Here is a 23,704-nt window from a genome sequence, read left to right as displayed (position 1 = left end):
TATGATAAAACCTGCTGTGAGGCAGGTTTTTTGTTTTAACGTAGTTATTTTTTTAAAATATCCAATGTATTGAAATTTTCAAAAATATTTAATGCTTCATACAACTTTGTTTTTTTGAATTCAACAAATTCATAAGCTAGTATTAAGCTATCTTCAATCGAATTAAAGTCGTGCAACATCTTATTAGTAGATGAAAAAGTTTTTTTAAGTAAAATATACAGGATGTTTGATAAATCGTGCCCATTTACCAAATGTTCTGTCTCAAATTTCTTCTTAGACACTTCTTTTAACTTGTCCAAAATTTCTTTTTTGGGTTTTAGCTTATTAGTTTTAGATTGGCTATAATTTATTACTGTATCAACTAATTTGTCATGTCCTAAAAAAGTTAAATCATTATTATTTATGAAGTCTTTATATTTAATTTGATTTCCATCTGGTTGTTGTGGTTTAAAAATAAGTCCTAAATCATAAATTTTATTTGCTAGTTTTAAATTACCAATTTCAATTCCTACAGAAATGATACATTCTCTAATCGTTTTTTTTCGATTCTTTTCGAAATCCTCTATTTTCTTTTTTTGTGTAAAAATATTTATAGTATTTTCAAGCGCTGAAGTTTTAATTATCATAACTTCTATATCATGATCATCAGTTACAAAAAGATTGTTAGTATTAATTTTTATATTTAATATTTTATTGAAATCGTAATCTATTATACCTAATTTTTTATCAAAATTTCTATCAGATAATATCTGCAAGACCATTTTAACTTTTTCACATCCGAAAGCTTCAGTGATCCGCAAATTTTCCAAATTAAAAAATTTACTATATAGTTTATAATCTTTATTACCCTCTACAATTAAATGATATCCATTAAATGTTTTATCCATCATAATTGCGTTAGCAATACGATCAACCAAAATATGACTTTCCATTTATTCTAAACCTTTTAATTCAACTTTCAAATTCCAATTATTTGAAATTATGTCAGGTGAGTGAGTAGCAATTACAACTTCAAGATTATTAAGTTTAACAATTTGTTTCAAATCTTCAATAAATGTATTTTGCCATGAGATGTGAAGTGAAACTTCTGGCTCGTCTATTAATATTAATGAATTAGGTTCTGTATTAAATAGCAATAAATAAAAAAGAACTAATTCATTTTGTTCTCCAGAAGAAAGTTTAGTAACAGGGATAATTTGCTGATTTCCCATTAAGTCAAAAATAATTGTTGATTTAAATAAAAACCCCTTATCCTTGTCAATATATAATTTTTTATGTTTGAATCTCTTATTAACAATATCAAGTAATATTTCGATCTTAGCTGCAAGTTGATCAAATATTTCTATTTTTTTAAAACTATCCTCAACATATAACATTAAAACATCTCTCACGACATCTTGTGGATTTTCAATTTCAAGAATATTTGAATCTTTCTCAATCTCGATCAGTCCAACTGTATCCAGTAACTCTCTTTTTTTTTCTAAACGTTTTAATTCACTATTTAAATCTTGATCAGTTACATTTGACAAATTTTTGATTCTATCAATTAATCGATTAGGATATGTTCTATCGAGTTTTGATGATAGTTCTGTAGATTCTGTTAGAAATGACTTTATCTGCTCTGTTAATTCGAAGGAATATTTTTCTACAGTCTTTTTATGGGTTTTACCCTCTTTTTCCTCTAATGAGATTAATCTTTGAGTTTCAATTAAGCTTACCTTAATTTTACCATTTTTGTCACTGAACCATTTTGGAACTTCTTCATTAATTAGATATATGTCATGTGGTATATAATCACCGTATTTGAATAATAATTGCTCAGAATTCAAAATTTGATTACTAAGCCTATCATCCCAAGCTCTTGGACCAATTCTTTTTAGATGAGGGATTTCTCGAGAGATCCTAAGTGCTAATAATTCCATATCTCTTGATTGAAAACTATTTAATTTCATAGGTTTGGATTCCTTCTTATTTTTATTTACTTGAAATAATTCTAATAAAGGAATTTCGTTATTCATGTTTTTTGTTAGAATCCAAGAAATTTCATCATCGAATTCAAACTTAATGCTTTCAAATTCGATAGTATTAAAATAAAAAAAACTTCCTTTAAAAAAAGCTTCAATCATTTCTAATAAAACTGTTTTTCCTAATCCATTTTCTCCAATAATTATTGTTATTTGAGAATGATCATTTAAAATAATCTCGTGATTAAATACTCCAAAGAGCTTTTCCACTTTAACCTTTCGTAATTTCATGGTACACTTATTTAATTCAGTAGTCAAATATAAAAAACCTACAGTAATAATAATTGTGACTTACCATAAAAAATCGAAAAATTCTAAATAATATATTCCGCTAGTCTGATCATTTGCTCGCATACATAAAATTATGATATTTAGAGTATGAAGCTGGAGCTAGCGAAATAATATAAAAAATATTTATATTCAAAATAACCTAATCAGGAATCTATCCGAACCCGCAAAACCCCACAATCACCATTAAAACAAACCTCCTGCACCTGTATTTTGTTTAAAACAACTTTGTTTGTAACTTCGTGCAATTGCATGAAGTCTCCCACAAGTTGCGGGGAACTTCATGCAACTGCATTTTATTTCCCACAAAATGTTTTAAACTAAATGCAGAATTATTTATATTTGTTTTGATTAATTAATACATTTTTAACAAACAAACACATTAAACGATGAAAATTTCATTAGTGAGACTGAGCACTAAAGATCTTGCGACTTTGGCTCAGAGAATTATTACCAACATTCAGTCAGGAAAATATCCTGTGATTTCCAACCATCCTCTTACCGCAACTTTGCAGAATTCCTATACTGAGTACGATGCAGTCTACACCAAGCAAATCTACAGCGGAAAAGGAAAAGACGTTGCCACGGCAGACTTTGAAAGAGATGTTGCCTACAACAGTCTCAAAGCTTTTCTGAACGGTTACCGAAAGCTACAGTCTGCACCCAATTGTCAGTCGGCGGAGGATTTGTACGGCGTTTTCAAAACTTTTGGGCTGGATCTCGACCGTTTAAGCTATTCCTCACAAACCGCACAGATGAAAAAGCTGATTGAAGCTTTGGAAAGTCCGGAAAACCAACAGAAAATTGCGCTTCTTTCTCTGAACACGGCTTTCGCAGATATGAAAACAAAACACGAAGCTTTTGAAACCGTCTTTGGCGAACAAGCAGTAGCCAATGCCGACCTCAGACAGATGACCAGCGCAAGCGCCATCCGCCGCGATCTGGAGAAAAACCTCAAAACCTACCTGAATCTGCTGACCGCCATGAAAGATGTATCAGGTTGGGAACTTCTCTACAGCGATACCAACGAGCTGGTAAAAGCAGCGAAAAATTCGGAAGTAAAAAGAAAGGAAGAAAAACCGGAATAAACAGAAAAACTCAGCGGAATGCTGAGTTTTGTGTTTTTATGATATCAAGTCGACCCACCGCCACACCCGTCAGTTCGAGTAGGTTTTTGAAAAAGACCGTATCGAGAACTTGTTGTTTGACACACAGATTTAGCGCTTCTGTTCACTGGTTCTCGATACAAATTCTTTCAGGATTTTATTCAAAGTGACGGATTTGTTAAGAATCACTATTTACAGTCATATTAGAGATAACCACTAAAGTTTGTCATCCTGAAAGGATCTAAACCTGAATTTTTGTACACTTTCTCTAATGCTTTATTGAGATCCCTACGGGATGACAAACTTTGTGGTAATGTATTCCATAGAAAAGAAAGGATTAACGCTATGTTTGTCATCCTGAAAGGATCTAAACCCGAATCATTCCTATCAATTTTCAAAAACGATGTTGAGATCCCTACGGGATGACAAACTTTGTGGAAATAAAGTGATATTTTTGGTGTTCTTAAATTATACACTAATTACTAAAAATATTAAATATTAAAATGAAAAAACTAGGAATCATCGGCTGTGGCTGGCTCGGAAACCACATCGCAGAACGATTATCAAATCAATACGAAATTTTTACAACAACAACCACAGAATCTAAAGTCGAGGAATTCAAATTGAAAGGTTATCAAGCAACCTTGGTCAGTTTTCCTAATGAACTCAATTCAGAAATGAAAGTGTGGGAAGTTGCGTCAAACTTAGATGCTATTATTATCAGTGTTCCGTTTTCGGGAATCAGAGGTGCGCAAATTCCGATGAATGACAAGAGAGAAAATCTGTTGAATTTTATTGGAGATTTCAAAGGTCAGCTTTTTCTGACAAGTTCTACCGGAGTGTATGCTCAAGAGGAAAAAGAATTTATAGAAGAAGATCAACCTGCAGAAAATGTAGAGAGTGAAAATTTCATTCTTAAGAAATTTCCGCATACTAATATTTTGAGATTAGCAGGATTGATGGGCGGAGAAAGGCTTTTAAAGAATTATAATATCTCAGGTTTGGATCAGTTGGTGAATCATATTCATTACGCAGACATCTGTTCGGTAGTTGAAAAAATGCTGAACAATCACTCTCAATCTAAAGTGTATAATGTTGTTGCACCAATTCATCCGAATAAAGAAGAAGTCATCAACGCTCAGAAAGATTTGCCTTATGACGGAGAGAGAAACACCTTTGGAAGAACCATTTCTCCCGAAAAATTGATTAAAGAATTAAATTTTGAATTTCAATATCCTGATCCGAGATATTTTCATTTGTAATTTTTTAAATAATAGATTTATTGTAGAAAATCTACGCTGGCTTTCCAACCTTTCTTCTGAATCATGCATCTTTATATAAAAAGAGACAATGAAAATTTCCATAACAAAACCATGTCACGAAAACTGGGAAATGATGACTCCCGAAGAGAAAGGGAGATTCTGCTCAGTTTGTTCTAAAACAGTGAGAGATTTTACTTTAGCTTCTGATGCTGAAATAATAGAGACTTTTTCAGCTCCAGCAGAAAATATTTGCGGTAATTTTTATGAATCGCAGCTCAATAGAAATCTGCAATATTCTTATATCAATTCATTGTTTACAAAATTTGCGGTAGGTTTTATCCTGACAACCGGAGGTTTTGTTTCGGTAAATGCACAGCAGAATATATCAAATGATACTTTAAAGGTTGAAGAAATAGGGGACGTAGTGATTCATCCGGCATTCAATAAAACTACAATACAGAAAAAGTTTATCGGAGCAACAACAATAGTGTCTGAACAGGATTTGAAAAATACACCGAAAAATAAAATAGCAGAAATTTCAGGCAAATCACCCGGTTTAATTATTAATCCAATGCCTAAAGATAGTGTTAGAGGAACAAAGATTACGATTGGTGGAGCGAATTCAAGTATTAGTGGGAACTCAGATCCATTAGTAGTGATGAGTAACAAAATAATCACCTTAGCAGAATTCAGAAAACTTGACCCAAACTCTATAAAAAGTATGAATATTCTGAAAGGCGAGTCTGCAACTGCAATATATGGTGAAAAAGGAAAAAATGGAGTGCTTGTAGTGACTATGAAAAAAAGGTTTAGAGTTAAATTCTAAAACTGAAATCAAATAAAATTTTATGAAAAATAAACCTGTCAAACGACAGGTTTTGTTTAAATAAGCCAAATATTTTCATTATATTTGTCTCATAAAATGATAATAAAAGTGTAAAATTATGATAGCAGAAATAGAAAAATTTATCGAAATCCAAAATAATATTGATGAGATTCTAAAAAATTCTCCTTTCAAAATGTCTTATATCATAGAAAAATCAGGAATTAAAAAACCAACATTCTTCAAAAAACTCAAAGAAAAAAGATTTACGCCCGAAGAACTCTTAGTGATCTCAAAAACTATTGAGCCGAAGGAATGGCGAAATGAAACGAAAGAGGAAATTTTGGAATCGCTGGATAGGGCTCAGTACGAAATTGACAATGGAACAACGACAGATTTCTACGATTTTGTAGCTGAACGCAGAGCAAAACTTAAAGTTCTGAAAGATGCCAAAAGTTGAAATCTCTTCAGACGCTAAACAGGATTAATAAAAATTGAAGAATATCTTATTAATAAGTGGAGCGAAAAAGTAGCTGATGATTTTTATGTTAAACTTATAGACGCCATTGATATTTTAGAATTAGGAAATGTAATTTTCGAAAGATATGAAAATACTCGTTTTAGAAAACTCCTTTTAAACATAACACAATCATTTATGATGTTCAAAATGATCTCATAACGATTGTCCGTATCCTCCAAAACTTTCAAAATCCCGACGATAACTATAAATCTTTAGAAGAATAAATAAAAACCCTTTGATTTTCTCAAAGGGTTTTATAATATTTTTAAAGTAAAACTTAATTCTTCACCGCCTTAATCGCAGCTTCATAATTTGGTTCATGACCAATATCGTCAACTTGTTCTTCGTAAACAATCTTTCCAGAAGGATCAATTACGACAACAGCTCTGCTTAATAGTCCTTTCATGGCAGAATCTGTCAGTTCTACACCATACGTTTTTCCAAAATCAGAACGAAAATCGGAAAGCATCACCACATTTTTTATGCCTTCTGCGCCGCAAAATCTTTTTTGGGCAAAAGGTAAATCTTTAGAAATACAAAGTACAATTGTATTAGAAATATTCCCTGCATCTTCGTTGAAATGATGTACTGAGGCCGAACAAACTCCAGTGTCAACACTCGGGAAAATATTGAGAATCACAAACTTCCCTCTGTAAGATTCTAAAGTTTGATCTTTCATCGAAACATCGGTAAGGGTGAATTTTGGAGCAGGTTTATTTACCGATGGTAATTTTGCATAAGTATGTACAGGTTTTCCTCCCATCAAAACAGTGTTTTCTGTTTTAGAATTTTGAGCGAAAGTAAATACGGAGAAGCACAATAATGTACTGAAAACTAATTTTGAAAACATAGATTTTATTTTAAAGTCGACTTAAATTTTAACAGTAAAGTCTTATGAATTTGATTCAATTCAATCTTTGATTTTAGTTGAAATAAAAGTTTTGACAGGTTTCAGCAAAATTATTCTTTTTTCCGTTACCGAAGATTAAATTTAATTCAAACACCCGAAAAATAGAGCAAATCTATGAGTTGCTATTCCGAAAGTCAATCTTTAGCTCTAACTTTATTCTTTCAAATATTCAAATTATTAAAAAAGAAAAATTTATGAGTTCAGGAAATACAGAATCATTCAAAGAAATTTTTAAAAGCGAAAACGACATTCCCGAAGAATATAAAGTTCAGGAAATTCACCAGAGAGTCTATCTTTTAAATGGCGAATTGGTAGAGTGGAAAGGAGAAGTCACAGAAATTTACTCACCAGTCTGCATCCGTACAGAAAATGGTTTAGAAAGAAAATTATTGGGAAGTATTCCGAATATCGGACCTGATGAAGCAATCGAAGTTCTTGATGCTTCGGTAAAAGCTTATAATAACGGTCTTGGAGAATGGCCGACCATGTCTGTGGAAGATCGTATCAAATGTATGCAGAAATTTGTGTACTTAATGATCAAAGAACGAGATCTAATCATTAAATTGCTGATGTGGGAAATCGGGAAAACATTACCTGATTCTACCAAAGAATTCGACAGAACAGTAGATTACATCAACCAAACCATCGATGCCCTAAAAGATTTGGATCGTGAATCTTCACGTTTTCAGCAGGCAGAAGGTACGATTGCGCAAATCAGAAGAGCGCCACTTGGTGTTGTTTTGAGCATGGGACCTTTCAATTATCCTTTAAATGAAATTTTCACAACGCTGATTCCGGCTTTGATTATGGGAAATACCATAATTTTTAAACTTCCAAAGCATGGTGTTTTAGCACATTATCCTTTATTGAACGCATTCAAAGAAGCTTTCCCGAAAGGAACTGTGAATACGTTATACGGTAAAGGATCAGAAATTATCACCCCGATTATGGAAAGTGGAAAAGTAAATGTTCTGGCGTTTATCGGCTCAAGTAAAGTAGCTAACGGACTGAAAAAACTTCACCCGAAAGTCAACAGATTAAGAGCAATCTTAAGTTTAGATGCAAAAAATGCAGCCATAGTTACCAAAAACGCCAATCTTGATATTGCCGTAAGCGAAATTATTCTTGGAGCACTTTCTTTCAACGGACAGCGATGTACTGCTTTAAAACTGATCTTTGTACAAAAAGATGTTGCAGAAGAATTTACTCAAAAATTAACTGCCGCAGTCTCTGCATTAAAACCAGGACTTCCATGGGAAAAAGATGTTAAGATCACTCCGCTTCCTGAAGTCAATAAGCCACATTATCTTCAGGAATGTATTGAAGATGCTGTTTCGAAAGGCGCAAAAGTACTTAATGAAAATGGTGGTTATAATGAGGAATCATTTGTCTTTCCAGCTGTAGTTTATCCAGTGAATAGCGATATGAAACTGTATCATGAAGAACAGTTCGGTCCTGTAATTCCTGTTGTTTCTTTTGAATCGATTGATGAGCCGATCGATTATCAGGTGAATGCCGATCACGGAATGCAGGTAAGTATTTTCAGTGAAGATGCCCAGGAAGTTTCAAAACTGATTGATCCGTTTGTAAATTTGGTAAGCCGGGTGAATATTAATTGTCAGGCGCAGCGTGGTCCAGATGTTTTCCCTTTTACAGGAAGGAAAGATTCTGCCGAAGGAACGCTTTCTGTGTTTGACGCGCTACGTTCGTTCTCAATCAGATCATTGGTTGCTGCAAAATCTACGGAATCTAATAAAAACCTTCTGAATACAATTGTCAGAGATCACGATTCAAACTTTTTGAGTACGGATTATTTGTTTTAAAATAAAGATTTTTTAGATAGGAAAAACCTGCTTTGTGGCAGGTTTTCTTATTTTATTTATTCATTAATATTTTTTCAATCGAATCTACAATTTCTTTTTCTATACTTCCTTCATTCAGAGTTTCGAGAGTGTAAGTTTGTTCTTTCATAGCGGCTGTTCCGGTACCATTCTGAAAAATAGTATCCAGATGCACTCCGATTTTTTTATAGTACTTGTCAGCGGTGAACATGACGTGTGGAAACTTATTGTTGGTATAAAAATTTGAATCTACATTTCTTGAGATCTGAAGTTTGATATTGGGTTGGGCATTGATTCCCGTTCCTTTTTTACTTTCTTCGTTCAGGGTAATTTTGCAACCATAACCGTTTTCTCTCAACATCCTTCTGAACTCCTGCATTTTCGGGTCGATGAGGTTTTTGCATAATGTTTTAAAACTCTCAACAAAAAGATCTTCTTCACTTTTCTGCTTTTCCTGACTCTCTTTCAGTTTTTGTTCTTCGGTTCTTAAGTTTGAAAACAGAGAATTCAATTTATCTATATTTTCTTCTTTCATTTGATATGTTTTTTTGAGTGGGTTGAATACATCTACGTTCCCTTAAGTACGTTATTATTCTTTTAAATATTTTTCAAATATAATTAAAATCGCAAAAAAGAATGTTTGGTAAATTTCAATATCTAAATAAGAGACTTCTCATTGATGCTGTGTAATTTAACTTCTCTGAAGAGTTGGATTTTTGTAAAGCGTTGTTAAAAGATTTTATTTCCCCCTGTTTCAAACATCTTGCTCACTCATAATGTATTTGACAGCACTTTTTTATAGATAACTAAGGAATTTTTTCGAATATTTTTTTTGTAATTTCGCTTGCTTCTTGCGTTTCAAATATTAGCAGATTTAAACATCTAAATATTGATTTTTAGCTTCTTTAAAAATAATAAAATTATTGGTAGGCATACTTTTTAAGGTATCTCTTAAAACTACAAATTTTTTGACTGCGAAATCAATTTGGGAAGGAACTTGTCTTAATAAATTACTATCACCTCCAAAATTTTCGAATTTTAAATTAAAAACTTGAAGATTAATCAGTAATTTTTCAAAAGCACTAATACCTACAGAATATAATTGTGAAAACAATTCTATCTCAGTTTCGGTTCTCTTTGCAGTTAAGTTCATTGTCTTAGATAGTCCTTTGTAAAGCATTGAAACTTCAGAACTATAATTATTAGATTTTTTTTCGTTTAGTAGGGAAAATTGTTCAGTCTTTTTGCCTATTTCTTCTGATTGTAGATTCATAATTGCTGTGATATTATTTATGCAAACGGTCGCATCATTAATTGATTCTAAATCTGAAATTATATCTTCGAAATCATTAGAAGCAACCCTTCCGCAATAAACATCAAATTTTTCATCATTTTTCTCAGAAGTAATTTTTATGAGCCTATTTTGTGATTTTTCGTTAAATTCCTGTTTGAAGGGAATTTCGATTTTCCATCTTTTTTTATTTTTTTTAAAATTATTTTCTTTAATCTCTTGCCAATAAGTTTTTCCTTCTTCGGGAATATATGCTACAAGAATAATAGGGATACAAAGGTTTATCCAATAATGATAATGAATGTTAGTTACATAATGTGAAAGTCCTTTATCCGTTTTATAAAAATTTCCAGAACCACTTTTAATTTGAACAGCAATGAATTTTCCAGTAGGTTCACCATTTTCAACTTGCTCTATGATTGCATATAAACCAACATCTACAATTGGTTGTTCACGAAAAATCCACCCAAGATTTTGGATTACAATTTTTTCAGTTTCATTAACTCCTATTCTTTCTGTTGGATTATATCTATTCATGACATTATTAGTAGCATTCGTTTTATTACAATGTGTTAATGCTAAATAATTTCTAAATATACCTAACTCAATCCATTCTTAAAAATGTTTTTGCATAATCCCAAAAATAAAAATCCCCAATTAACCCCATCTGCAACCTCCACAACTCCTCCGGAGGTTACAAACAACATTGTTTGCGACTTCCCGACCACTCGGTTGGTTTAAAACAATAATGTTTGTGACTTCCCGAGATGTCGGGAGGTCTCCTGCAACTTGCGGGTAATCTCACGAGAAGTCGGGAGGTTTGTTTTACGGGTATTTGTAACAAAACAACTTTTTTATATATTTGAATGAGTGAATTAAAAGTAAAATATTAACTAAAAACACAATGATCGTATGAAAATCGCATTAACAGAATTGACGACCAAAGACCTGGCGACTTTAGTGCAAAGAATTATTTCAACTTCCCAATCGGGGAAATATCCCGTCATCACCAATCATCCGCTTTTGGGAGTTTTGGAGAACTCGTATGCAGACTATGATCTCGTCTACGCAAAGCAGATCTACAGCGGAAAAGGAAAGAATGTAGCTGAAGCTGATGGCGAAAGAGATTTGGCATATGGTAATCTGAAAGCTTTTCTGAATGGCTATCGCAAACTTCCATCGGCGGCAAATTATCAGTTGGCAGAAGATCTGTATCAGGTTTTTAAAAACTACGTACTTGATCTTGACCGTCTCAGTTATTCTTCTCAAACTGCTCAGATGAAAAAGCTGATCGCAGATTTAGAACTTCCCGAAAATGTGCAGAAAATCGCTGTGCTTTCTTTAGGAACTGCTTTCACAGAAATGAAAACGAAACACGATGCTTTCGAATCTCTATTTGCAGAGCAGGCAGGAGCGAATGCCGACTTAAGACAGATGAAAAGCGCATCCGGAATTCGCAAACATCTTGAGAAAACTTTAAAGTCTTACCTCAATTTTGTCACTGCTTTGAAGGATATTGCAGGATGGGAAGTTTTCTATGCGGATCTTAACGAGTTGGTGAAGGCAGCGAAAAATTCAACACTGACGAGACTTACAACTCCTTCAGATAAGCCATAAAAAACTCGGGCTGCCTAAAAAAAAAGCAGCCCGAGTTCTATAGTAAGAGTAAAGTATTAAGTAGTTAAAAACTGAACCAAAACATTGTTTAATTTATCTGCATGCGTCACATTTAATCCGTGTGGAGCACCTTCAATGACAATAAAATCATTGTCAGGAATTCCCTGTGCAGCTTGCTTTCCTGAAGTTGCGATAGGTACTACCTTGTCATCGTCACCATGTACAATTAATGTTTTCACCGTTACATTCTGTAGTTCGGGACGGAAATCTGTGTTTGCCCAGCTTTCAGCACATTTTATTGTTGCAATAGGAGAGGCGCATGACGCGATGCTCCAATCGTAATTCAGTTGTGCCTGACTAACTGTTTGTGACAATAATCCGTAATTATAAAAGTTTTTGTGGAAAGTTTCTAAGAAAGTTACTCTGTCTTTTTTCAGATTGTCCATGATTTCATTTAAATCTGCTTCAGGAACTCCGTCAGGATTATCTTCTTTCTGTTTTACGATAGGAATGATCGAAGAAATAAGCGCAATTTTATCTACGTTTTCAGTACCGTAATTGGTTAAGTATCTTACTACTTCACCGCCACCCATTGAGAATCCGAAAAGGATGACATTTTTAAGTTCTAATTGTGTGATTATCTCATGAAGATCGGCAGTTAGTCCGTTATAATCATATCCGTCAAGCGTTGGTGCGGAATTTCCGAAACCTCTTCTGTCATAAGTGATCACACGGTAACCCAATTCCAGAAGAACAGGAACCTGAAGTTCCCAAGACTTACCACTCAATGGCCAACCGTGAATTAAAATAATCGGTTGTCCTGTACCGAAGTCTTCATAATAAAGTTCAAAATTTTTGCTGTCTTGTTTTGTAATGTAAGGCATATTGATATTTTTTTGTGATGTGATTTTGTAAACACAAATTTTGCGCCACCAGAAGTGTGAAATATAGATGTGGTATGTGTTTTTTATTGATTTAATAAATTTTTAACAAAAGCTGAGTTGAGGTTGACTTTTGAAAGCGTTTAATCGCAAGGTTAGACAAAGTTTTTTTAATGCTCATGTTTTTTTAAGATAAACAAAGGCGTAAACTTATTAAAGAAACACAATGTTTTGAAGTCTGAGTTTCAATTTTAAGATAGTTGCGCAAAACCTTGCGAAGGTTATTTGCATTGTGAATATTAGCCTTGACAAGGGTGATGATAGCAAATAAATTATTTACTTTAATTTAATTTGAAAAAAGTTGTAACATTTATTTCAAACCACTACTAACTCCATAGAGTTGAAAGCCATGACCTCATTAGAACAGGAATTTTTACATAAGATCGAAAAACATAAAGGAATCATTTTTAAGATTTCTAAAATGTATATGGATGATAAGGACGACCGTGACGATCTTTTTCAGGAGATCACATATCAGGTTTGGAAAGCATATTCAGGTTTCAGAGGTGAGAGTGAATTTTCAACATGGCTGTACAGAATCGCACTGAATACAGCAATCGTCTTTTTAAAATCTGAAAAGAAAAGAAGTTTCATTGGAAATGAAGATTTTACAGAATATAAAATCATTGAGGATGAATACGATCACGAAAAGGAAGAAAAACTTTCTGCCATGTACAAAGCGATTAATCAATTAAATCCCATCGATAAAGCTTTTATCTTCTACTATCTGGAAGATTTCTCAGGAAGGGAAATAGCCGATCAAATGGGAATCTCAGAAGGAAATGTGCGTGTGAAAATGAACCGCGCCAAAAACAAACTGAAAGATATTTTAAATAATAAATAAGCTGGAAGCCCGAAGTTTGAAGCTGGAAGACTTCAATGTCCCAACAACCAGCCAAGAATTTATAAAACAAAACATTATGAATATAGATGACCTTAAAAATACATGGAATGAAGATGTTTCAGACGAGACACCCGAAATCAGCATCGAACAAAATAACAAGATCAATCTTCCGCTAGAGAAAATCAGAAGAAATATGCGAATGGAATTCTGGTCAACGGTAGGGATTTTAATCTTCGGTTTTGCTGTCGTATGGATTCCGGTTCCGGAAGCTCCTTTTAAGTTTAAATTTTATCTGACGGTACTACTTTTTTCAATGGTAATTGTTATATCTTTTTTCTTCAGTAAGTTTTTTAAACTGTATAAAGACATAAGCAGCCCGATGATGAAAACGTATGACTCTCTGAAGGATTTGATGTATCAATTTGATTTGAATAAACAGTATTATCTGTCATTTATGCTTTCATTTGTGCCGTTTTTAGTATGCGAACTGATTATTGTGATCGAATTTATTCCTCACCGTACTCCATTAACTGATCTGCAGGTTGCAACGACCATTATTTCTATGCTCGCCGTGGGACTTTTCGGACTTTTTTTACTCGGGAAATATTGGTACAGAATATTTTATGGGAAATATGTAAAGCAGATTGAGAATCTTTTGACTGAACTTAAAAAATAAATTTAAATCTGCGAAACTTGTCTTACTTCAAGGATAGGGGGGAAACAAGTTTTGCAGACTTTCTACAATTACTGTGTATAATATGCCGGAAATTCTCTCAAAATAGAATATAAATCTCGCCATTCAAAATATTTCGGACTTGCACTGCTTACATTCATAAAACCATGATCTTTAAAAAGTTTTTTAGTTCTTGTTACATGGAAATATTGAGAGACAACAATCAAGCTTTTAAAGTGCAAAGAATCTTTCAATTTTAAAGTATTGTTGACACTTAATCTTGTGTTGTTTCCCAAATTATCAACTATAATTATACGTTCAGGAATGCCTTTTTCAACCAAAACATCTTTCATTTTATCACCTTCATAAAAGCCTTCTTTTCCCAAACCCCCGCTTACAATTATTTTCTGAATGCGATGCTTTTTGTAAAGCTCAATTCCGGTTTCTAATCGCTTTTCGAGCCTTTCGGATAATGTTCCGTCTTCATTTACTTTGCTTCCTAAAATTAAAGCAACATCGGCTTTTTCTCCATCATCAGAAAATCCGTCAATAATGATATAAAAAGAATGAACCAGAAACCAAGTAATAATTAAAACAATAATTATTTTTAAATATTTCAATAAATTTCTCATTAGTCAATCATTTCTCCCCAATTTTTCTCTTTAGCAATTTCATCTTTTACCCAATCCAATTGTACATCTTTTTTGTTAATAATATCCTGCATCGTCTGATGAACTTCAAAGTCAGGAACAACACCTTTTTGGGTATTAGTAAAATCAATATTGGGTTGAATGAGCAGCAAACCAATTGGTAAATCTATTTTTGAATTCGGGAGTTTTTGATAAGAGTAAAATCCGGCAACTGTTCCGTCGTTTGCGCCACCAGTTTCTTCGCCAACTAATGTCACTCGTTTGTCATATTTTAATTTAGATGAAATTATTGATGAAGCCGAAAAACTTCCGCCATTGATTAAGACATAAACCTTTCCTTTGAACGCATCTTTCTTGGGTTTTGTAAGTTTGTTTTCTTTCATTTTATAATAGGCAATTCCATCTTTTCCTTTGTAAACACTGAATGCCTGTGAGAAAAAATATCCGGGGTAAAGCAAACCTTTTATCGTAGTTTGCAACGGATTTGACTTTCTGAAATAATTGGTTCTTAAAGGTGTAATTCTAGAGGTTAACTGAGACGGTTTAATCAAAACAAATGGTTCAGGAGCGAGGTAAGAATACAGTTGATTGATTTCAAAGAGCGATCCGCCGTAATTATTTCTGATATCAATAATCAGATAGTGAGAGTTTGCATTTTTTATTTTGGCAAAAGATTCTTTGTAAAAACGATCAGAAAAACTTCTTGAAAAACTCTGAATTTTCATATAAACAACTGTGCTGTCTTTTACTAAAAATTTAAAATTTCTGTTGTAAGAGCTCGTAGAAGCATCATAATCATTGACTTTCTTTTCTTCGGTTCGCTTTTTTTCAAGTTTATCTTTTTCTAATTCTTCTTCGTTCTTAGATTCTCTTTTCAGATGTACAATTTTTCTTTCATTATTGTAAAGTGTTTCTACTTTTGCGCTGTCCATGATTCCTTTTTCGGCTACATAGAAGTTGAAGAAAACATCTTTGAGATAATAATCCTGAAACGTCGTATTGTAACCGTCGCTGCTGATTAATTCCCGGTATTTTTTAAGATAATCAGAAACCGGAATTTCATTGATGCTGACAATTTCAGTTCCCGGTTTTATATTCTCTACAGAATCTTTGTTTTCTACAATGTACAAGTGATCTTCTTCAACAAAATATTCAAATCGTCCGAAAAGACCTTTTTTATTTTTTAAAACTTTAATTTCTTTTCTGTTAAATTTTTTGGCCGGAATTCTCAATGCCAAATGTCCCTCACGGATTTTCGCAATGACGGGTTGAAGTTTAAAATAAAACTGAACCGGAGTGAGCGGTTTATTAATCGTTTTTTTCAGACTGTCAAATTTGAAATCAAGTTCCTGTTTTGAAATGTACCAATTGAGTTTAGGATGCATTTCCTGAAGTTTTTGGTAAGCAAAATCAACATCCTGATGCAATTTTTCGGGTGTGATGGTCGATTGCGTGTGTTTATTGTCTTTATTTATTGAGGCACATGAAGCAAAAACAAGTATAGAAAGGGAATATAGAAAATGTTTCAATGAGATTAGTTTTTTTAAAGATTAAATTTAAAAAGTTTCAGATAATTTCATTAAAAAAAAGTAAAATTTATTCCTGATCGTCATAATAGAATCCGACAGCATGAAAATGTGTGGAAAGTTATACATTTGAAGCTTATATTAAATTAAAAAATGATCTATTTAATCATCATCATAGCGCTTATTATTGCAATAACATTTATTGTAATGTCACAAAAGGTTTTTGGTGCAGAACCAAGAGGAAAACGTCTGGAAAGAATGTTGAAATCCGAACATTACAAAAATAAGCAGTTTCAGAATCTGAGTTATACACCATCTTTAGCAGAAGGTTACAGTATGTCGAAAGTAATGTATGACTTCTTTTTTAAAAAGAAAGATCCTTTTTTAAAACCTCATCACAACGTTCCTGCAATTCATACTGATTTAAAGAATCTTCCGAAAAATGAGGACGTTTTTATCTGGATGGGGCATTCTTCCTATTATATACAAATCGCTGGTGTTTCTTTTTTGATTGATCCTGTTTTGAGTAGTTACGGTTCGCCATTTAAGTTTTTTAATAAAGCTTTTGCGGGTGCAGATCTTTTTAAACCTGAAGATATTCCGAATATTGATTATTTGGTGATTACACATGATCATTATGACCACTTAGATTATCCCACCGTTAATGCTATTCGCTCAAAAGTTGAAAAAGTAATCATGCCTTTAGGAGTCGGAGCTCATTTTGAAAGATGGGGCTATAACGAAAACCAGCTGTTGGAAGAAGAGTGGGGCGCTTCTCTTAAACTTAAAAATAATATTAAAATAACTTATACTCCTGCAAGACATTTCTCAGGAAGAAAACTGCACAGAAATAATACACTCTGGACTTCCTATGTTTTGGAAACTCCGACCAAGAAATTGTTTTTAGGAGGTGACAGCGGTTATGATACGCACTTTAAAATGATTGGCGAAAAATACGGACCTTTCGATTACGCCATCATGGAAAACGGACAGTACAATGCAGCCTGGAAATACATTCACGCATTGCCGGAAGATGTTGTTCAGGCGAGTTTAGATATTCAGGCGAAAAATATTATTCCCGTTCATTCTGGGAAATTTGCCTTGGCTCTTCATCCTTGGAATGAGCCTTTAAAAAAAGTGACAACTTTAGGAAAAGAAAAAAATCTGCATATTCTCACTCCGAAAATCGGTGAGGTTTTAGATTTAAATAAAAAAGATAATCAGTTTCAGGTTTGGTGGCAGGATTGATTTAGTCATGCCAGATTCCTCGGTATCTTTTCGGGTGGTTTTCTAATTGCTGACGAACAAAATCACATTCTGGATCGATCATTAAGTCTTTTTCTTCAGCAAAACGTACTAGTTCATCTAAAAGCATTTTGGCATATCCGTGACCTTCAAGATCTTCATCAATTTTGGTGTAATAGACATTCATCAACCGACCGTCAACTGCAATTGACATATAACCGACTTTTTTATCGTCTATTAAAAGCTGTAATTCATCTTGGTAAGGTGTAATTTCAAATTTTATATTTTCCATAATTTTCATGTTGTTGGTGAAACTCTTCTTTAAAATTACAAATTAATATTTTATGAAAAGACTGTTTTATCAATCTTAGCGTAATTTATATTTATTTAAAATTAATAAGTATCATACAATATTTGTCTCTCAAGTATTTAATAATTTTAAAATAATTGTATGAAATTTTGTGAAATATTTTTAATATTAAATATTTAGTAATTGTTTTAACAAACTTTGTGAGCATCGGTTTTTGATTTGGCATCTATATTGACATTATAACTGTAAACAATTTAAAATTGATTAAAATGAAAAAAATATTATTAACAGCGTTATTCCTTGGAACTTTTAGTTTGGGATATGCGCAGTCAGCTTATTATGATGATTATAGAAGAAGCGTGACCGATGTAAATTGGCAGACAGTAGTTTCTGATTTACTACTTTCAACAACACAAGCCAACCAAATTAATTCTCTGAACAATAGATATGATAATTATGACGGATGGAATAGAGCATACGCAAATAATCCGGACAGATGGTCAACAGATCGTTATGCTGAACTGGAGAGAATTATGGGTCGTGATAAATATGTAAAATTTAAAACTAAATATTACAAAGGAAAAAATCCTGTGGCAGTCTACAACAGTAACAAAAACAATGATAAAAGATACAAGCACATGGATAAAAAAGCGAAATCTTACAAATCAAACAACGGTAAAGCCCACAAAAACAAATAAATCGGTATCAATATAAATATTTTCAAAATGAAATGACTGTTCGAAAGTTCAGTCATTTTTGTTTTTTTATGTTAAGTTATCATTTTACCTTTGTGGAGTTTAATATTAGCCGAAACGAATTGGCATACTTACCATGAAAATTCTTCAATCGAAAAATCAGTTTATTGCTACGATATTGGCTTTTGCCGTAATTCCGATGTCGGGTTTGGCAACAGATATTTATCTTCCATCGATGCCGAGTATGGCTACCGAACTTCATCAGCCGGAAAGTAGTATTCAGCTTACACTTTCTATATTTTTAATCAGTTATGGTCTTACCCAGTTTTTTGCGGGAAGTATTGTCGACTCATTTGGAAGGTTCAGAGTTTCTGCGGTTTCTCTGGCTTTATTTGTGGTTAGTTTTCTGATTACTGCTTTAACGAAAGATATTTATGTAATTTATGCCATGCGTGTTTTGCAGGGGATTTTGTCAGGATTTGCGGTCGTCTCGAAAAGGGCATTTTTTGTCGATGTTTACGAAGGTGAAAAACGAAAGCATTATCTGAGTATCATGACCATTGTTTGGTCTGTAGGTCCGATCATTGCGCCTTTTATTGGCGGTTATCTTCAGAAATTATTTGGATGGCAGTCTAATTTCTATGTTTTGGCATGGTACAGTTTGATTTTACTTATTCTCGAATTGATTTTTTCCGGTGAAACTTTAAAATTACAGAAGCCTTTTAATTTCAATTATGTGCTCAAAGAATATGATCTGATGTTCAGAACCAAAGATTTTTTCTACGGAATGCTTATGTGTGGGGTAAGTTATGCGATGGTGATTTTCTTTAATCTTTGTGGAGCTTTTATCATCGAACACAAAATGGGCTATTCCGAAGTTGTTGCAGGATATGTTTCATTAATTCTCGGTTTTGCCTGGATGACAGGAGGTTTTTTAGGAAAAGCTTTAATTAAAAAAGCATTTCTTCCAAAAATCAGAAATGCGAATTTTATTCAGATATTTTTAATTGTAGCGATGATTTTTTGTTCATTTTACCTGAATAATATTTTTACTCTGGTCGCATTTGCATTTGTTATTCATGTGACGGCAGGATTTATCTTTAATAATTATTTTGCCTACTGCATCGGGAGATTTCCCGATTCTGCAGGTATTGCAGGAGGTTTGACAGGAGGAGTAGCTTTCATTATCACTTCAGCGATCAGTTATGGAATTGTAGCATTAATTAAACCCGAAATTCAGCTTGAAGTTGCAGAAGGATATTTTGTTTTGGGAATTTTAGGATTGATTATTTTGAGTATTACGAAATTAAGGAAAGCACATATTTAATCGTGTTGGATATCTTATAAGCAAATAAATCAAATCCTCTCGTAATTGAGAGGATTTTTCTGTGTAATTATTTTGAATTTTAATTTTACAAAAGCATTCCACCGTCAATGACGATTTCGGTTCCAGTCATGAAGCTTGAAACGCTGTCATCGGACAAATAAACAACCAGTTTAGCAACATCTTCAGCTGTTCCCATTTTTTTTAAAGGAATCGTATCAATCAACCATTCGTTGATACCTTCCAGTGTTTTTTCATCCAGTCCGGCTTTCGACATTATTTCCGTTTTTGTTGGTCCAGGACTTACCATATTGACTCGGATTTTTCTAGGTGCCAATTCTGCAGCAGCTGTTTTTGCTATTGAATTTAATGCAGCTTTACTTGCCTGATAAACCGAGCTGTTGGGTTTGTAAGTGGTTGCAACATTTGAAGATAGAAAGACAACTGAAGCGCCGTCGTTTAAAAGTGGTGTTAATTTACTCAACGTGAAATAAGCTCCTCTGAAATTAATATTCATTACCTGATCAAAGTTTTCTGCAGTCATGTTTTCAATTGATACTAAACGTCCTGTGATTCCTGCATTGATAAATAGAATGTCAACTTTTCCATATTGATTTTCAACTTCTGTCTTCAAAGATTCAATATCTTCTAATTTTCCCTGATCTGCCACGAAAGGAATTGCTCCCAATTCTTCAGCAGCCTTTTCAATAGCTTCTTTTCTTCTTCCCGTGATAATCACTTTTGCGCCTTCTGCTATAAGTTCTTTTGCGGTTGCATAACCAATTCCGCTGTTTCCACCGGTTACGATGGCTAATTTGTTATTAAATTTATTCATTTCTTTAAAATTTTTGACAAAGTTATTTCAAATTGGTATACTTTTGTAATCAGTATCACAGAGTATATCAGTATCATCAATTATATCAAGTAAATTTGCAGACATGGAAAGAGATCAAACCGAAGAATTAAGAGCATTGCAGGACACCCTTTATTTTATTGGCGGAAAGTGGAGAATTCCTGTTATTAATGCCATTTGTAACGGCAACAAACGTTTTCGTGAAATTGAAAGAAGCATCCCCGGAATTACAACAAGAATGCTTTCTAAAGAATTAAAAGATATGGAATTGAATAAATTAGTCAAACGAAATGTTTATCCCGAAACTCCTGTCTTAATTGAATATGAAGCAACGGATTATTGCAGAACTTTCGGAAATATTATTTCAGAAATGATCAATTGGGGTAGAGAACACCGGAGAGTGATTGTGGAGAATAAGATTTAATTTTTAAACACAAATGACACAAATATTTTTCACGAATAGCATAATTATAAAATCTATATAATATCAATAGGAACGGGCTTTAGCCCGTTTTCATTTTAAATATAATCAAAAATTGGCTTTAGCCAAAACTTAAAATATTTTGTTAATACTATGATTAGATTCCTCCGGATTAACAAAAGGAACGGATATTTTGTGGTTATTCGTGAAAAACATTTTCGTCATCTGCGTTTAAAAACAAAAAAAGCTCCTTCAAAAAAAGGAGCTTTCAATTTATATTAAATCCGAAAATTAAATTCCGTCAATAATTTCGTTTAAAACCGTACTTGGTCTCATTGCTTCATACGTTTTGTATGTATCGGTTTTGAAATAACCATCAATGTTTTGAGGTTTACCTTGAGCACCGATCAATTCAGAATTGATCACTTCTTCGCTTTCCTGTAATGCTTCTGCAACCGGAGCAAATTGTTGAGCTAATTCTGCATCGGCAGTTTGGTTTGCTAAAGCTTCTGCCCAGTACATTGCCAAATAGAAATGAGAACCTCTGTTATCGATTTGTCCAACCTTTCTTGCAGGAGATTTGTCAGTTGCTAAGAATTTAGCATTTGCCTCATCTAATGCATCTGCTAAAACCTGAGCTTTTGTATTATTTTGAGTTTGTGCTAAATGCTCTAATGAAGCCTGTAAAGCTAAGAATTCACCTAAAGAATCCCATCTTAAATATCCTTCTTCCAAGAATTGCTCAACATGTTTTGGAGCAGAACCTCCAGCTCCAGTTTCGAACAAACCACCACCGTTCATCAACGGAACGATAGAAAGCATTTTCGCAGAAGTTCCAAGCTCAAGAATTGGGAAAAGATCCGTTAAATAATCTCTCAATACGTTTCCTGAAACAGAAATTGTATCTTTTCCTTCTCTTGCTCTTTTCAACGTTTCCGTCATTGCATCTTTTACATCAAGAATTTTGATATCCAATCCGTTGGTATCGTGATCAGCTAAGTATTTTTCAACTTTTTTAATCATTTCTCTGTCGTGGGCTCTTCCTTTATCCAACCAGAAAATGGCAGGAGTATCAGAAAGTCTCGCTCTGTTTACTGCTAATTTTACCCAGTCCTGAATTGGAGCGTCTTTCGTCTGACACATTCTGAAAATATCTCCAGCCTCAACTTTTTGAGAAAGAAGAACGTTTCCATTTTCGTCCTGAACTTCAACTGTACCTTCCGCTGTAGCCTGGAAAGTTTTGTCGTGTGATCCGTATTCTTCAGCTTTCTGAGCCATCAAACCAACGTTAGGGACAGAACCCATTGTTGTAGGATCTAATTTTCCGTGCGCTTTCATATCGTCAATTACTGACTGATAAAAACCTGCATAAGAACGATCCGGAATAATACAAACCGTATCTTCTTCTTTTCCTTCTTTGTTCCACATTTTACCTCCACCTCTTACCAAGGCAGCCATTGATGCATCAACGATAATGTCAGAAGGAACATGGAAATTGGTAATTCCTTTGTCAGAATTTACCATTGCCACTCTTGGTCCGTTTGCCAAAGCAGCTTCGATATCCGCTTTTATTTCAGCTTCCTGAGCATTTCCTTTAATTTTATCAAAAAGATCAGCTAAACCGTTGTTTGGATTAACATCTAATGAATCAAAAGTTTCAGCATATTTAGCGAAAACATCTTTGAAGAAAGTCTCAACGATCGCTCCGAAAACGATTGGATCTGAGATTTTCATCATCGTTGCTTTCAGGTGAGCAGAAAGTAATACATTTTTATCTTTAGCTTCCTGGATCGCTTCTTTTACGAAAGATTTTAAAGAATTTAAATTCATTACTGATGAATCGATTACTTCTCCAGACTGAAGACCTGCGAAATCTTTCAATAAAGTTTCTGCACCGTCATTACCTTTAAAAACGATTTTATATTTTGTAGCATTCTCAAGAGTTGTCGAAGTTTCAGTTCCGTAGAAATCTCCGCTGTTCATATGAGCAACATCAGTTTTACTGTCAGAAGCCCAGTCACCCATTCTGTGAGGATTTGCTTTTGCATAGTTTTTAACGGCTTTTGGAGCACGTCTGTCAGAATTTCCTTCTCTTAACACAGGGTTTACAGCACTTCCCAATACTTTAGCGTACTTTGCTTTGATCGCTTTTTCATCATCATTTTTAGGTTCTGCAGGATAATTTGGAACGGCGAAACCTTTAGATTGTAATTCAGCTATTGCTGCATCCAATTGAGGTGCAGAAGCAGAAATGTTTGGTAATTTTATAATGTTTGCATCGGGTTGAGTTGCCAATTCACCCAATTGAGCCAAAGCGTCATCAGTTTTCTGATCATCTTTTAAAAACTCAGGGAAGTTTGCTAAAATTCTTCCTGCCAAAGAAATATCCGGAACTGCGATCTCAATGTTTGCAGGCTTTGTAAACGCTTTTACAATCGGTAAAAATGAGTGTGTTGCCAACATTGGAGCCTCATCTGTAAGTGTGTAATAGATTTTTGATTTTTCTGACATTATACTGTTATTTATTATTTAAAGTTTTA

23 protein-coding genes are annotated in these 23,704 nt (G+C 33.5%); 12 read left to right on the top strand and 11 right to left on the bottom strand.

Going from position 1 to position 23,704, the window contains the following annotated elements:
• Positions 1 to 44: 44 nt before the first annotated feature.
• Entirely contained in the window at positions 45 to 932 is an 888-nt protein-coding gene (locus NZ698_RS07170; RefSeq protein ID WP_263002391.1) for a DUF4435 domain-containing protein, read from the bottom strand.
• Entirely contained in the window at positions 933 to 2,255 is a 1,323-nt protein-coding gene (locus NZ698_RS07165) for an AAA family ATPase (protein WP_263002390.1), read from the bottom strand.
• A 446-nt stretch (positions 2,256 to 2,701) separates the two neighbouring features.
• Here NZ698_RS07165 and NZ698_RS07160 point away from each other — a divergent pair, with 446 nt between their 5' ends.
• The 4 genes from NZ698_RS07160 to NZ698_RS07145 all read left to right on the top strand — a co-directional run bounded on the left by NZ698_RS07160 (position 2,702) and on the right by NZ698_RS07145 (position 5,963).
• Entirely contained in the window at positions 2,702 to 3,400 is a 699-nt protein-coding gene (locus NZ698_RS07160) for a DUF6261 family protein (RefSeq protein WP_263002389.1), read from the top strand.
• A 521-nt stretch (positions 3,401 to 3,921) separates the two neighbouring features.
• The gene (locus NZ698_RS07155; RefSeq protein WP_263002388.1) at positions 3,922 to 4,680 is read left to right on the top strand and encodes an NAD(P)-binding domain-containing protein; all 759 of its coding nucleotides are present in this window, start codon (positions 3,922 to 3,924) and stop codon (positions 4,678 to 4,680) included.
• 88 nt (positions 4,681 to 4,768) lie between these two features.
• Positions 4,769 to 5,506, top strand: coding sequence for a TonB-dependent receptor plug domain-containing protein (locus NZ698_RS07150; RefSeq protein ID WP_263002387.1), 738 nt, complete (start codon positions 4,769 to 4,771; stop codon positions 5,504 to 5,506).
• Between the two features lie 118 nt (positions 5,507 to 5,624).
• Complete coding sequence (locus NZ698_RS07145; RefSeq protein WP_263002386.1) at positions 5,625 to 5,963, top strand: hypothetical protein; 339 nt, start codon at positions 5,625 to 5,627, stop codon at positions 5,961 to 5,963.
• Positions 5,964 to 6,300: 337 nt separating this feature from the next.
• Here the strand turns inward: NZ698_RS07145 and tpx are convergent, their stop codons facing one another.
• Positions 6,301 to 6,873 (bottom strand): thiol peroxidase, encoded by a 573-nt coding sequence (gene tpx, locus NZ698_RS07140; protein ID WP_263002385.1) that lies wholly within the window; start codon positions 6,871 to 6,873, stop codon positions 6,301 to 6,303.
• Between the two features lie 254 nt (positions 6,874 to 7,127).
• On the opposite strand from tpx, the gene NZ698_RS07135 reads away from it, so the two are divergent.
• Positions 7,128 to 8,756, top strand: a complete 1,629-nt coding sequence (locus NZ698_RS07135) for an NADP-dependent glyceraldehyde-3-phosphate dehydrogenase (protein WP_263002384.1) — start codon at positions 7,128 to 7,130, stop codon at positions 8,754 to 8,756.
• Between the two features lie 52 nt (positions 8,757 to 8,808).
• Here NZ698_RS07135 and NZ698_RS07130 read toward each other — a convergent pair whose 3' ends face one another.
• Both NZ698_RS07130 and NZ698_RS07125 read right to left on the bottom strand, forming a co-directional pair.
• Entirely contained in the window at positions 8,809 to 9,309 is a 501-nt protein-coding gene (locus NZ698_RS07130; protein WP_263002383.1) for a hypothetical protein, read from the bottom strand.
• Positions 9,310 to 9,648: 339 nt separating this feature from the next.
• Complete coding sequence (locus tag NZ698_RS07125) at positions 9,649 to 10,602, bottom strand: DUF4365 domain-containing protein (protein ID WP_263002382.1); 954 nt, start codon at positions 10,600 to 10,602, stop codon at positions 9,649 to 9,651.
• Between the two features lie 375 nt (positions 10,603 to 10,977).
• Between NZ698_RS07125 and NZ698_RS07120 the strand changes: the two genes are divergently transcribed.
• Positions 10,978 to 11,682: a DUF6261 family protein gene (locus tag NZ698_RS07120; RefSeq protein ID WP_263002381.1), complete on the top strand. Its 705-nt coding sequence runs from the start codon at positions 10,978 to 10,980 to the stop codon at positions 11,680 to 11,682.
• 56 nt (positions 11,683 to 11,738) lie between these two features.
• Here NZ698_RS07120 and NZ698_RS07115 read toward each other — a convergent pair whose 3' ends face one another.
• Positions 11,739 to 12,566: an alpha/beta fold hydrolase gene (locus NZ698_RS07115; protein ID WP_263002380.1), complete on the bottom strand. Its 828-nt coding sequence runs from the start codon at positions 12,564 to 12,566 to the stop codon at positions 11,739 to 11,741.
• Positions 12,567 to 12,972: 406 nt separating this feature from the next.
• Here NZ698_RS07115 and NZ698_RS07110 point away from each other — a divergent pair, with 406 nt between their 5' ends.
• Together NZ698_RS07110 and NZ698_RS07105 are read left to right on the top strand one after the other, a co-directional pair.
• The gene (locus NZ698_RS07110; RefSeq protein WP_263002379.1) at positions 12,973 to 13,467 is read left to right on the top strand and encodes an RNA polymerase sigma factor; all 495 of its coding nucleotides are present in this window, start codon (positions 12,973 to 12,975) and stop codon (positions 13,465 to 13,467) included.
• A 76-nt stretch (positions 13,468 to 13,543) separates the two neighbouring features.
• Positions 13,544 to 14,143, top strand: a complete 600-nt coding sequence (locus tag NZ698_RS07105; protein ID WP_263002378.1) for a hypothetical protein — start codon at positions 13,544 to 13,546, stop codon at positions 14,141 to 14,143.
• Positions 14,144 to 14,211: 68 nt separating this feature from the next.
• Here the strand turns inward: NZ698_RS07105 and NZ698_RS07100 are convergent, their stop codons facing one another.
• A complete protein-coding gene (locus NZ698_RS07100) occupies positions 14,212 to 14,772 on the bottom strand; it encodes a YdcF family protein (RefSeq protein ID WP_263002377.1) in 561 nt (186 codons plus the stop codon).
• A complete protein-coding gene (locus NZ698_RS07095; protein ID WP_263002376.1) occupies positions 14,772 to 16,319 on the bottom strand; it encodes a S41 family peptidase in 1,548 nt (515 codons plus the stop codon). The genes NZ698_RS07100 and NZ698_RS07095 overlap by 1 nt, the downstream gene beginning before the upstream one ends.
• Positions 16,320 to 16,469: 150 nt before the next feature.
• Here NZ698_RS07095 and NZ698_RS07090 point away from each other — a divergent pair, with 150 nt between their 5' ends.
• The gene (locus tag NZ698_RS07090; RefSeq protein WP_263002375.1) at positions 16,470 to 17,564 is read left to right on the top strand and encodes an MBL fold metallo-hydrolase; all 1,095 of its coding nucleotides are present in this window, start codon (positions 16,470 to 16,472) and stop codon (positions 17,562 to 17,564) included.
• 1 nt (position 17,565) lies between these two features.
• On the opposite strand, the gene NZ698_RS07085 is transcribed toward NZ698_RS07090, so the two are convergent.
• Positions 17,566 to 17,853: a GNAT family N-acetyltransferase gene (locus tag NZ698_RS07085; protein ID WP_263002374.1), complete on the bottom strand. Its 288-nt coding sequence runs from the start codon at positions 17,851 to 17,853 to the stop codon at positions 17,566 to 17,568.
• Between the two features lie 287 nt (positions 17,854 to 18,140).
• Here NZ698_RS07085 and NZ698_RS07080 point away from each other — a divergent pair, with 287 nt between their 5' ends.
• Positions 18,141 to 18,569, top strand: coding sequence for a hypothetical protein (locus NZ698_RS07080; protein ID WP_263002373.1), 429 nt, complete (start codon positions 18,141 to 18,143; stop codon positions 18,567 to 18,569).
• A gap of 133 nt (positions 18,570 to 18,702) precedes the next feature.
• Positions 18,703 to 19,893, top strand: a complete 1,191-nt coding sequence (locus tag NZ698_RS07075; protein ID WP_263002372.1) for an MFS transporter — start codon at positions 18,703 to 18,705, stop codon at positions 19,891 to 19,893.
• Positions 19,894 to 19,978: 85 nt separating this feature from the next.
• On the opposite strand, the gene NZ698_RS07070 is transcribed toward NZ698_RS07075, so the two are convergent.
• The gene (locus tag NZ698_RS07070) at positions 19,979 to 20,725 is read right to left on the bottom strand and encodes an SDR family oxidoreductase (protein ID WP_263002371.1); all 747 of its coding nucleotides are present in this window, start codon (positions 20,723 to 20,725) and stop codon (positions 19,979 to 19,981) included.
• Positions 20,726 to 20,828: 103 nt separating this feature from the next.
• On the opposite strand from NZ698_RS07070, the gene NZ698_RS07065 reads away from it, so the two are divergent.
• Complete coding sequence (locus NZ698_RS07065; protein WP_263002370.1) at positions 20,829 to 21,167, top strand: winged helix-turn-helix transcriptional regulator; 339 nt, start codon at positions 20,829 to 20,831, stop codon at positions 21,165 to 21,167.
• Positions 21,168 to 21,455: 288 nt separating this feature from the next.
• Here the strand turns inward: NZ698_RS07065 and NZ698_RS07060 are convergent, their stop codons facing one another.
• On the bottom strand, positions 21,456 to 23,675 hold the full coding sequence (locus NZ698_RS07060) for an NADP-dependent isocitrate dehydrogenase (protein WP_263002369.1): 2,220 nt from the start codon (positions 23,673 to 23,675) through the stop codon (positions 21,456 to 21,458).
• Positions 23,676 to 23,704: the final 29 nt, after the last annotated feature.

This window comes from Chryseobacterium edaphi (genome assembly GCF_025628985.1).
Taxonomy (GTDB): domain Bacteria; phylum Bacteroidota; class Bacteroidia; order Flavobacteriales; family Weeksellaceae; genus Chryseobacterium; species Chryseobacterium edaphi.
Note: the sequence above shows the minus strand (reverse complement) of the source record. Positions and strands in the feature narration are given on the sequence as shown.